Source organism: Zhongshania aliphaticivorans (assembly GCF_902705875.1).
GTDB lineage: Bacteria > Pseudomonadota > Gammaproteobacteria > Pseudomonadales > Spongiibacteraceae > Spongiibacter > Spongiibacter aliphaticivorans_A.
The window spans coordinates 855,630-867,060 of the sequence record NZ_CACSIK010000001.1 but is presented as its reverse complement, the minus strand read 5'-3'; the positions used below and the strand labels follow the sequence as shown (position 1 = coordinate 867,060).

Annotated in this window: 13 protein-coding genes; 2 read left to right on the top strand and 11 right to left on the bottom strand. The window is 44.2% G+C overall.

Annotated elements, in window-relative coordinates; all coding sequences use genetic code 11:
• Nucleotides 1-17 precede the first annotated feature (17 nt).
• Genes AELLOGFF_RS04020 through AELLOGFF_RS04000 form a run of 5 tightly spaced genes read right to left on the bottom strand, consistent with a single transcriptional unit; the run spans nt 18 to nt 3,830 of the window.
• Nucleotides 18-395, bottom strand: coding sequence for a hypothetical protein (locus AELLOGFF_RS04020; protein ID WP_159267467.1), 378 nt, complete (start codon nt 393-395; stop codon nt 18-20).
• Nucleotides 385-816, bottom strand: coding sequence for a nuclear transport factor 2 family protein (locus tag AELLOGFF_RS04015; protein ID WP_159267466.1), 432 nt, complete (start codon nt 814-816; stop codon nt 385-387). Before AELLOGFF_RS04015 ends, AELLOGFF_RS04020 begins: the two co-directional genes overlap by 11 nt.
• 11 nt (nt 817-827) lie before the next feature.
• Entirely contained in the window at nt 828-1,136 is a 309-nt protein-coding gene (locus tag AELLOGFF_RS04010) for a ferredoxin (RefSeq protein ID WP_159267465.1), read from the bottom strand.
• Between the two features lie 40 nt (nt 1,137-1,176).
• Complete coding sequence (locus AELLOGFF_RS04005) at nt 1,177-2,439, bottom strand: cytochrome P450 (RefSeq protein WP_159267464.1); 1,263 nt, start codon at nt 2,437-2,439, stop codon at nt 1,177-1,179.
• On the bottom strand, nt 2,436-3,830 hold the full coding sequence (locus tag AELLOGFF_RS04000) for an aldehyde dehydrogenase family protein (protein ID WP_159267463.1): 1,395 nt from the start codon (nt 3,828-3,830) through the stop codon (nt 2,436-2,438). The genes AELLOGFF_RS04005 and AELLOGFF_RS04000 overlap by 4 nt, the downstream gene beginning before the upstream one ends.
• A 169-nt stretch (nt 3,831-3,999) precedes the next feature.
• On the opposite strand from AELLOGFF_RS04000, the gene AELLOGFF_RS03995 reads away from it, so the two are divergent.
• Together AELLOGFF_RS03995 and AELLOGFF_RS03990 are read left to right on the top strand one after the other, a co-directional pair.
• On the top strand, nt 4,000-4,518 hold the full coding sequence (locus AELLOGFF_RS03995) for a winged helix DNA-binding protein (protein ID WP_159267462.1): 519 nt from the start codon (nt 4,000-4,002) through the stop codon (nt 4,516-4,518).
• A 5-nt stretch (nt 4,519-4,523) separates the two neighbouring features.
• Entirely contained in the window at nt 4,524-5,195 is a 672-nt protein-coding gene (locus AELLOGFF_RS03990; protein WP_200842597.1) for an RluA family pseudouridine synthase, read from the top strand.
• A 33-nt stretch (nt 5,196-5,228) separates the two neighbouring features.
• Here the strand turns inward: AELLOGFF_RS03990 and AELLOGFF_RS03985 are convergent, their stop codons facing one another.
• The 6 genes from AELLOGFF_RS03985 to AELLOGFF_RS03960 form a co-directional block, all read right to left on the bottom strand.
• Nucleotides 5,229-5,495 carry an amphi-Trp domain-containing protein gene (locus AELLOGFF_RS03985; RefSeq protein ID WP_159267461.1) on the bottom strand — a complete coding sequence of 89 codons (267 nt, stop codon included), beginning with the start codon at nt 5,493-5,495 and terminating at the stop codon, nt 5,229-5,231.
• A gap of 43 nt (nt 5,496-5,538) precedes the next feature.
• Nucleotides 5,539-6,870 carry a metallophosphoesterase family protein gene (locus AELLOGFF_RS03980; protein WP_159267460.1) on the bottom strand — a complete coding sequence of 444 codons (1,332 nt, stop codon included), beginning with the start codon at nt 6,868-6,870 and terminating at the stop codon, nt 5,539-5,541.
• Nucleotides 6,871-6,969: 99 nt separating this feature from the next.
• Complete coding sequence (locus AELLOGFF_RS03975) at nt 6,970-7,668, bottom strand: histidine phosphatase family protein (RefSeq protein WP_159267459.1); 699 nt, start codon at nt 7,666-7,668, stop codon at nt 6,970-6,972.
• Nucleotides 7,656-8,777: an HprK-related kinase B gene (locus tag AELLOGFF_RS03970; RefSeq protein WP_159267458.1), complete on the bottom strand. Its 1,122-nt coding sequence runs from the start codon at nt 8,775-8,777 to the stop codon at nt 7,656-7,658. The genes AELLOGFF_RS03975 and AELLOGFF_RS03970 overlap by 13 nt, the downstream gene beginning before the upstream one ends.
• Nucleotides 8,774-9,664: a GAK system ATP-grasp enzyme gene (locus AELLOGFF_RS03965; RefSeq protein WP_159267457.1), complete on the bottom strand. Its 891-nt coding sequence runs from the start codon at nt 9,662-9,664 to the stop codon at nt 8,774-8,776. The genes AELLOGFF_RS03970 and AELLOGFF_RS03965 overlap by 4 nt, the downstream gene beginning before the upstream one ends.
• Entirely contained in the window at nt 9,657-11,300 is a 1,644-nt protein-coding gene (locus tag AELLOGFF_RS03960) for a PhoU domain-containing protein (protein ID WP_159267456.1), read from the bottom strand. The genes AELLOGFF_RS03965 and AELLOGFF_RS03960 overlap by 8 nt, the downstream gene beginning before the upstream one ends.
• Between the last annotated feature and the right edge of the window lie 131 nt (nt 11,301-11,431).

The following is an 11,431-nucleotide window of genomic DNA, read 5'->3' as shown; positions in this document are numbered from 1 at the left end:
TATATAAAATCTATAGCTCAGGTCTGCTTTATCAATGCAGCACTCAGAACCAATGCAGCCCCTAAATCGGCAACTGCAAATATCAGCAATATCAGAGATATCCCCTGAAAATATGCAAATAGCATCCAGCTACCCGCAAATAACTTCACGAAAAAACTAATCATTACAATTGAGCGGCTATCGGGAGTATTTAATCTCAATAAAGAGAAGCCCAAACCTAAGACACCAGCAATACCAACAAAAGTAGTTAACATCGTTTTTGCTGAACCAACAAAAAAGTCAGTATCACCAAACGATAGAACTAAGCCGATGACCCATTCATTCAGCCATGGCGTAGCGAGCAATAAAAATAAGCCCACATCTGAATAATAGAAATTACGATGATTAGGCAGCATTTGTACTAAACGCCTTATAAGCTACGGTGGTATTCATAAAGTCACGGAACCAAATCCATTTATTATCTTTGCAGGTAATAACATGAACAAAAGGTGACTTAATTTCGTTGCCGTTTGCCTTTGTTGTTAAACGAAGGCTTCCCACCACAATGACTTTATCATTTTCACAAATGAATTCTTCAGCATCAAAAACATGGATATTTACTGATGACAAAACTGTGGTGAAAAACTTACGACATTCTTCCAAGCCATTGTAATCTCCAGCGTATGGGATCTCACTAGGCCCATAAAACTCGATATGTGCATCGTCGTGTAATAACTCCACTATGCCATCCACATCACCAGCACCAAATCTCGCAAACAATTCTTTGGTGACGGCTAGATTATCTTCTTCAAGTTGTTTCACTTCAGTATCACTCATTATTATTTCCTCTATTCAGCTTGGGCTATGGTTATTTTCAAACTATCCACGTTTTCTTTCTTGCTTAATTGACATAGTAGGCGGCTTCCAGCCTGCACATGCAGTAAACCATCCAATATGTCTTGCTCTTCTTCTGTACAGTCCGATAAGTATTTCTCATCGCTGATTTCAGTATAAATGTGGCATGTTGCACAAGAACAACAACCGCCACACAAAGCATCAATTTTCAGTTCATCGCCCAGTACAGAAAACAACTCTGAAAACTCAGAAACATCGTACTCTGCTACGTCACCGGATCGATCTGTCACTATTACTTGCACTATTTAACCCTTATCTATAACTGCATATACAAACAATAAATTAGGCGGTTTTACCAACAAGCTCTAATGGCAATGTTGCAAATCCGTAGGCAAGCAAGCCTCCTGATTGGCGACGCGAATTAGTAATACTTCCTTTAATACCATCACATTTGTCTAGTATTACGTTAAGCATTATTTCTGCTTCTACCCTAGCCAAAGGAGCACCTAGGCAGTGATGTATTCCACGACCAAAGGTGACGTGCTTAGACACATTCTTGCGGCCAATAATGAATTTCTCTGGATCAGGAAAAACACTTTCATCATGGTTGGCTGCAGCCATAAAGAAAGCGACCCAATCTCCGGCTTTTATTTTTTGACCTGAGATTTCGCAGTCTTGCAACACTAAGCGGAACAGTCTTTGTGGCGGGCCATCGCGACGCAGACACTCTTCCATAAAAGGACGGATAATTTTTCTATCAGTTTTTAATTTATCAAACCAGCTATCATCTTCGAGCATAACGCCAAGAAGGTTACCAATAAAATAGGTTGTTGTTTCAGCCCCGGCAACGACTAAAGTGATGCAGAACAAAATAACTTCTTGTTTTGTTAACACATCGCCTTCGTACTCAGCATTAATAAAAGCGGTCATCAAATCATCAGAGACTTCAATACCTGCAGCAATATCTTGGTAACGCTTTTCTACATTGGCAACAAAGTAATGGAATAGCTCTTCATTACAAGCTTGGCGCTCTTCGGGGGTAAAATCAGAAGACACCATAAACGCGTTAGCCCAGCGTACTAATAGTTTATAATCTTCTTTTGGCAGTCCCATCAAATATGTCATCACTAACGCAGGAATTACGCCAGCAACTTCAACCATAAAATCCATTTCAGCATTTAACGAGCGATCTACAATCTCATTCACATCAATTCGCAAGCGATCAACGATATCATCGTGAATTCGCTTGGGAGTGAAAGCCATTTTTGCCAGATTTCTCAATGAGGTATGACGAGGCTTATCGTGATTCACCAACATTAGGCTTGGCGCACTAGAGTTAGCCTGCATCGGATCTTCTGAAGAAAATATCTCTGGGTTGCGCAATACATAATCAACATCTTCGTATCGTGTTACCACCCATGCAGGGTACGGCGTATCTACACCCGGTACTGTGCCTGGCGGATAATCCAACAAACCATTTACTGGTGGCTGGGTACGTAGCTGCTTATAAACTGGATACGGATTGCTAATACACTCCGGCGATAACATATTCTTAATGAGGTTATCGATATCTATGTCTGCAGTATTCATCGCGTTATTATTCATATTTTCCTCATTAATTTATTAACCATTCTGAACACATCTGTATAAGGAGGTGTTACAAAGCCAGACACATCGATAAATCCAGATTTGTACACTGCCCTACTGTTTGAAAATTCTTTAAATCCATATTCACCGCGATATTTGCCCATACCGCTACCGCCAACACCGCCAAAGGGTAAATCATCATTGGCGTATTGAAAGATAACGTCATTTTTCACCAAGCCACCGGAGCTTGTCTCACAAGCAACACGTCGGAACTCCGCTTCGCTGCGGCCAAAGTAATAAATAACGAGGGGATGTGATGATTTATTGATATAAGCAATTTGCTCAGAGAGGCCACCCATTGTTTTAATCAACAATACTGGCCCAAATATCTCTGAGGTATTAATTCCTGCCTCATCCGCGGGATCGATGACAACCGTTAGTTCATAAGCAGATTGATTGTTCCCGGATAGCTTAATAACACGACCGCTTTTACTTTCACCTTCAGAGACCAAATTTTCCAAGCGCTGACGATGACGATTATTAACAATAGATACCGAATCAGCCGACCCTTGGGAAGAATCTGTATTTTCAACAGCACTTTTAAGCTCACTCAAGAATGGCTCTAAACGCTCAGCATCAATTAGCAAGTAATCTGGTGCGATACAGATTTGGCCAGCATTAAAATACTTACCAAAAGCCACCCGCTTAGCTGTCATCGCTAAATCCGCAGAGGAACTTACGATGACCGGTGATTTACCACCTAACTCCAGTGTTAATGGCACAAGGTTTTCAGCCGCGTCTCGCATAATATGACGCGCTACTGTTTCACCGCCGGTATAAATAATATGATCAAAGGGTAGCTTCACAAATGCCTGGGCAACATCCACATCACCACACGCCACCGCAACCTCATCTTCAGAAAAATAGTCTGAAATCAACTTTTCTAACAACGCAGACGTTGCAGGTGTGGCTTCTGAAGGCTTGATATAAGCGCGGTTGCCCGCGGCCAACACAGAAACCAGCGGTGATATTGCTAAGTTAATTGGGAAGTTCCAAGGGCTAACAATACCCACAACCCCTTTTGGAAAGGCTTCCACATAGGTCTTAGCACCACTCATTCGTAAACTGAGATCCGGCGTTCTGCGCTCAGCCTTCATCCAAAATTTCAAATTCTTTAAGGCGTGATTGACCGATTTAATACTGGTGGTGATATCGGCAAACGAACTTTGATCTGCTGAGCGATATCCAAAATCTTCTGACAGCGCCTCACACCACGCCGACTCATTTTCAATAAGCATGGCGCGTATACGACGCAAACGGTCTAAACGGGTCGCCAGCGATGGAAAACGCTCTAAATGATAAGCACAGCGCAGGGTGGTGAACTGTGTTTCTAAATTGGTGATACTCACATCAGTAACCTGTATCTTCACATTATTGTTTCAGCAAAGATTACAAGCCAAAAGAAACAGTGTCAACAGGACACTATTTCTTTTGCGTACAATGTCTCATTTCAAATATCTTGACATGACGCCAAATCAACCCTAAATTTATATATAAATCAGTATTTTGGATAGAAAATTGAGAAGTAACTGGAAAAAACACGACGACGTACCCGTCACCAAAGAAACTGCACCCAATATGTTTTTGGACTATTTCTACCCTATTCACTTCTCTATTGGGATGAAAATAGAAGCAGGACTTATGGAGTGCGGACGGCTTGATCGTCACCAAACAGTCATTATGTGGATATTGCGATCGGAATCTCTTCGCAATGAAGGCTCAACGGCTATCAGCCGCAAAGATATCGTAAGAATGATGACCAACTGGTATGACATTACCAGCAGTAGCGTCTCCAAGGCTCTTCGCGCGCTCTCAAAAGCCCCATTAAATTATATAGAGCTGGAAGAAGACCCCAACTCTGGAAGAGAGAAGCTCATCACCTTAACACCTGCCGGTGAACAACATTGTGAAGAAATGATTGCAAGCGCATGCAATGTCATTAAACGCATAACCGAAAACTTCTCTGACGAAGAGAACAAAATGGGTGTGTACATGTTTATGCGCATGGACGATGAATTTTCTAAAATCAGAAGCTGACATCATTGACTAAGCAAGGCGACAACTTCATTGCGCCTCCCTGTAAAGAGGATATTCGTATTCTCTTTCAGGACGATGATATTTTGCTACTCAACAAACCCAGCGGGTTGTTGAGCTTATCGGGCAAGAACCCGCTAAATCAAGACTCCGTTCACTTCCGAATGCGCAAGGCCTTTCCTCAAATCACCATGGTTCACCGCCTAGACTTTGGCACCTCGGGTATTATGATATTGGCTTTAAATAAAGCGGCTAATGCTAACCTAGGCAGACAATTTCAAGAGCGGAAAGTCAAAAAGACCTATACCAGTGAGCTAATGGGACATATCGACGAGGACGAAGGCATTATCAATGCAGGCATTGCCAAAGACCCCGAGCAGTTTCCGAAACTAAAAATATGCAACACCCTAGGTAAGCCAGCACAAAGTCACTTTAAGGTAATCTCTCGCTTACACGCCCCCACAAGAACCCGAGTCCTTTTTACACCGCTAACAGGAAGAACCCACCAATTACGCCTACACAGTCACTTAATAGGCCACCCCATATTGGGCTGTGATTTGTATTATTCTGAAAATTCAAACACGCTCGCATCAAGGTTATGCCTTCATGCCAGTTCCTTAGACTTCAATCATCCCGTCACTCATGAGCCCTTGTCCATTCACTGCCCATGCCCGTTTTAGATCGATATAACTGAGTATTTTGGTATTTAACCATTAGGAAATGGTCAGCGTCTTTTTATCAATTTCACCGTCATCAACCTGCCAGCTAATTCGCAAATCAATAACATGCTTGGCCTCATCTTGGCTCGCTGTTAATTTCACATTCAACAAGCCCTCAGGTTTCATAACAATTTTACCGTCTTCATCACTAAACTGTAGCGAGCCCTTATTTAACCCCTTAGATATCGCTTTCAAAAAATCCTGTATCGACTTACTGTCTTGCAGCGACTCGTGACGAAAACTGGTTTTGGCTTGACGCATAAATGGCTTATTCCTAATTCTTTTTAACTGCAAGACACAGCAATTACTGTAAATACCGTGCTGGTGAAAACACCTTAATGGCAGGGTAATCATTGCTAATACCCAATACCCAGCCCTGAGGTTCTATAATCGTAGCACCAATACCAATTCCACTCAGCCCTTCTTTTATACGAGAATTGCGGTCCATGGTGATATCGCCTTCAATATGCAACATCCCCTGCCTAAGCATTAAGCGCTGCCCTTCAAGACGATTTCTGTGCCCATGCACGACGGCATGAATACCTTCACGAAATGCTGACTTAACAGCCTCTTTCGTCAATGGCATATCAACATCACGATATTTGGTCCGCATCGTATTGGCGACCGAACCGTAATAAAAGTCGAATAGATTTTTCTCAATCTGCTTTTTATAAATTTTATTCACTTTTTTTACGCCATCGCTTTCGATGATGCTAATAACCTCATCATCCAAACCGGCGTGAATAAACAAAAATGAACCACTACGGTATGCCAACTGCATGGTTTTAAAGAACCACGAAAACTCACCTTTTCGTTTTAAAAATAGCTTTTGACAGACCTTAGCCGTGGCATACACCTCACGTATATTCATACCTGCGTCTAAAAATGCGTTTTCTAGGCCCGCAATTTTTTTACGCATCCGCGCCAATTCACGCTGCAAGTTATCAGCAGACATTCGCCCCTGCGCAGAAGCTGAGAATCTTTCAGCCCATGCTTCGGCAGGCATTAGATGTTGTCGACATATTTCGGCAGAAGGCACACCTTTCAATGCTGATTTCTTTCCCTGAACATACTCTTGGTAAATTTCTAATAAGAGCGGGATCACCTTTGGCGACATACGCGCAAACATATGCTCCGTGTCACAGTGCTTTGGCAAACTCAATGCTCGCAAACCCACCAATAAGCGGACATCATGATTTCCCGCTAACAACTTTACCTTAGCGCGACAATCTATCAGCATTTTTATACGCCGCAACAGCGCGAGATTACTCGGACCTTTATCCAGACAATCGCCACCAATCACAAAAACGGCTTTACGCCCCAAAGCGGTAAGGATAAAGCCGCCTCGCCGATTCAGGCGTACGCCTCCCGATGCAAGAAGCGACTCAGAAAAGGCCTCCGCGTCGGCATGGGCGTCCGAGACAAAAATAATAGGTTGTTTAGGCCACTGCCAAGGATGTTCCGCAACGGCAGTTTCTAAGGTCTCCCTCATTAACACGCGGCGCTTAGCTAGCTTAAGCGGGTCACTTCCGCTTCCCAACTCCCAAGGTTCATAGGCAATTTCGTGCGAGTCTAAATTGTAGCTATCACTATTCATCGCAGATTGTTGAATGTTCTGTGCGGCGGTTATGGCCATGATATTTACACCCTTCATCTTCAGCCTACAGTTATATTTCAGCACTGTGACATTTCAATGAATCGCGGTGAAATTTATTGATTTTCTTTGTCAGGCAATTCAATCCAAAGGCGTATCATTACCCTGCCGATGCTTCCATTCACCACCAATATGCTGCCAAACACCTTCTATCAATTCGATATAAACCGGCTTAGCGTGGTGCATACTCAATGCCGCAATGTCTTCAAATTTCAGCACACCTAACTGACAGGCAGCATGACGAAAAGCCGCACCGTGGCCGACAAAAATCTTTAGAATATCCTGCTGACCACCCTCACACTCACGCATTCTAACGCTAATATGATCGGCAACACGCTGTCCTGCATCCATCAGAGATTCCGATCCCACCAAGGGCAAACGATAATGGCTGTCCGACTTCCAATTTGGAGGAAGCTCAGCAAAGCGTGGATCATCTCTTATAACTTGATTAATCTCATTTAAACTTAAATTTGCCGCGCTACCCACACTGCGCTCACACAAACTATCAAAACTATCTACATCAGTAAAAACTGAAAGACGAGCATCTATTTTCTCTCGATAGTATTGAGCCGTTTGCCAAGCTCTAAGCAAGGAAGAACAATCGATGCTATTACAAATCGTTAGGCCGTGACTGCTAGCAAACTGCAACAACTCATCAGCTGCCAACCTAGCTTGCTGCCGCCCGTTTGCGCTTAAGGGAAAGGGTTGTAGAGCACTTGGTGTACTCTCGCGCTGCTTATAATCACCGTGTCGAACAAGCGCAGCGACTAAGCGTGGCATACAAGATCTGCTTCTAGCTGCTCATTGATAAGCATTACACCCTGCTCAATATCTACTTTTCCAGACAACTCCCACACCTGAATTCGCTTGAGTGCAGCCAAGTACGGCGTGCTATCAATACGGAGTTCATCGCTTAGAAACCGCCCATCAGTACTTTGATAAAATGGCCCTGGCGACTTTTGTACAGCACTTATCAGCTCCTGACGCTCAGTAATATCAACGGGATTAATTGCGGTTGCTTGCTCACTATCATGGCGCCAATTCAAAATCACAATGGCCGATAATGGCGCAGCAGCAAGAATCCGCTTAGGGCCATAAAGTGCAGCAATAGGAACATCGTATTTCTGCTCGACATCCCATAACTCAGGCATGGACATCTCGGCAAAATAGCGGCATTCATCGTCCGTCATCAATCCACGTAAGCGAGGATTATTCAATAGCGTACCCGGATTTACCCGTGGTAATTTAGGCACACCCACGGCCTGTACACCGTCACCATCTTCTCGCAAGAACAAGCGGTCATTGCTGATAAACTTACTGTCTGAGTGCTCCATAAGTTTCAACATTAAAGTGGACTTTCCACCACCAGAGAAACCCGCAAAGGCGACCCCACAACCGTTGATATACGCCGCGGCGGCGTGGCCAATAAGGTAATTTTGCTGCTGTAGATGATTCATTATCTGGGAATTGATAAAGTTGACTACCTGGTTGCTATTGGCAATACAGGGACCTGCCGCCAGCAAGACACTTTGGCTTTGTAAAAACACCATACCAGTGCGAACTTTTCGCAATAATCTACCGTCATCCAGCGCGAAAAAGCTATCTTTACGCCCTTTTTTACCAGGCTCACGTTGCCAGTCTTCAAATGTAACGGGAAGCTCTGGCGCCGCCATTTCAAGCGCCACAAGATTAATGACTTTTGACGCGTTTGAAATTTCTGCAGCAGACGCAAGGCAAAATGAAAAATAGTCCCTTAAACCGGTTAGAAGGTCAGCAGAATTAGTCTGTACATTGACGGTGATATCAGCCCACGCCAATGTCAAAACAACCTCTTCAAGCTCCACATTATTAAGAAAATAATGGTACATCTCTTCACTAGATTTAATCATATCTGAATCTTCTCAATGGCATATTTACTATAAAGTGTTGCGGCATCAATACCCGCTCCATCCAGCGCGCCGCGAAAGCCGCCAAAAGCAGACACTTCAAAGACAATCGGACCATTATCGGTATCGGCTACATCCACCGTGGTAAAATCTAGATCAAAAGCGGCTTGTGCGCGCTGCGCCATCGCAATCGTGGTAGCCGGTGGCTCAGCAAGAGCATAGCGCCCACCGCTATTAATGGTGGTATTCCAGCTGTCACTTTGCGATACCCGTGCGTAACTGCCCAGATACTCTCCCCCCAAGAACACCATGCCCATATCCCGCCCCGGTAATTCAATTTTGCGCTGCAGATACATAACAGGATTAAGCGCTTGAAACGCCCTTAGCTCGGCGGCCAAGGCTTCGTCACTCTGATTAGCATCAATAACGCACATGCCCCGCGCCTTTGTAGAAAATAATGGCTTACATACCGCTTCGGAAAAGGAGCGAACCGCAAACATGGCCTCATCAATATCTTCTGTCACCACCGTATCAGGCATAGGGATATCGTGCTGGCGTAACGTCACCGTACAACTTAAGCGGTTTATTAAACCCAGCATACTTGAGGCAGGGCTAAATACCCTTACCCCTTTAGCCTCTGCAAAACGCAGCATTTCCAATCTATTTAAGGTATCTGGGTTATATTCAGCACTGATCTTTTTCACCACAATGCCATCTAAATCACAGAGGTTAGCCCCGCGATACATTAGTGCTCCAAGACTCAAGTCCAAGCTCACTTCTGCCATATCGACCACTAAGCGAAAACCCGTTTGCGCCTCTAGGGCATCTGCCAATACTTCCGTCGACCACTTTCCGGGAATGCCGACCACGGCAATTTTTAACTCAGGCAATGAAAATCTCCTTAATGGGTACTTTAAATGACGCCACATCTTTAATGGGGGTATTCAGTACCAACTCAATCAAATAACACGAGCGCTGAAACATACTCCGCGCCTGTGACTTATCTAGCGTAAATCGGGTAGATGTAATAAATGAACGTGCCAACCCCAAGGCCAGCCGAATTTCAAAACTGTCATCACCCTGCTGAACAGCAAAACGACGCGCTGATTCACAAAACTCTCGGGCCACAGCCATAATTCGCTGACGTACTTTGTGATCTAAAATCTGTAGGCGATAATTAGACACCATGAACACAGATACATCTTGAACATAATCCATATACCGTGAGCGGTGTAAATCGATAAAATTGATACGCTCTTCGGCGGGGTCATAAATAATATTATCGACATTAAAATCGCCGTGAATGTATACCGAAAAAGGCGCTTTTAGTTCTTTTTCATAGGCATCCGCGCTTGCTAACAAATCAGCAAATGACGGTTTTTTTAAACCGCAGATCTCACTTGCACTCTGCTGAAACTCCGGGTGAATTTTATAAATTTCTGGGAGTCGCTTGCGGGTTTGGGCAATAAATCCGGCCGCAACAGGCTTTTTATTACGGGTTTCGGTCCACACTGACTGCAGGGTTTCATTGAGCCTTTCAAGACAAGCCGCAAGTTGCCGTCGGTTACCATTCAATAAGATTTGTTCAAAAGTTAAGCCAGGTAAATGCTCAATAAGAAGCGCGGCAGACTGGCCACGTTTTTTGTAACTCAAAATTCTAGGTGCTAAGCCAGGGTAAATCTCGTGCCAGCTTTCTACACCCTGTCGCTCTTCTTTTAACTTGCTCTTTTGACCTTCTTTGAAGATGGCAACCGTTTCTCGATCACGACCCGAGCCAGCATGAACCCCAGATATCGCACTGCCAGAACGGGTTTCAGCAATCGGCACCACCTTTAATGGCCCTTTTAACACTGCTGTTTCTAAGTGCTCCACTGACTCTTGCAAGGCGTGATAGCGTTCAAAATTAACTGGCTGACCAATATTGGCAGAGATAATCGTTTCACTCATATTGCGCAGCGCATCGCCCATCTGCTCAATATTATGAGCAATAAAGAGGGCTGTCACCAAGCTTTCAGTACGTTTATGCTTTGCATTCAAGGCAGTGATATAACGCTTATACAGGGCGTGATACGCTCTATCAACCTGGGGTTCTAGCTGACCAATTTGAAGTGCCTGCCGGCTATCGCTAGCCCGCGCTGCGCCGCCTATCATCGCAATACCTTCACGAATTAAGGCCAGCATCGGTGGATAAGCCTCTGGGTGTAACTGCCGGATATCTTCAAGGTAGTTAATTTGTTTTACACTCTCACGGCACAGCTCTGCAATACGCTCTAGATCCGTGGCAATAAACTCGGCGCCACGCAAACTCATAATACTGGCATCACCGGTGTTTAACCCTGATAGCTCAGTCAATGAGGCATTGTGTATACGCACTTTCAAGTTATATGCATAGCCGCCTCTATCGAGAATACGCCGCCCCTGCACTGCAACGTCGCCAAGAAAACACGACTCCAAACTTTCTAAGAGCGAATCAATTTCGATACATAAAAATCGCAAATTATCGCGTATATTCTTGGGGAGCTTCATAAACTTGTGTCATCACGCTTACATATCAAAAGGGCTATTGGGGATTTCACTACGTTATTTTCACATTTGTTACACAATGAGTGAAACGAATAGTTGAGCGTTTACAGGTGATCAACACAGAAAACCGTCAT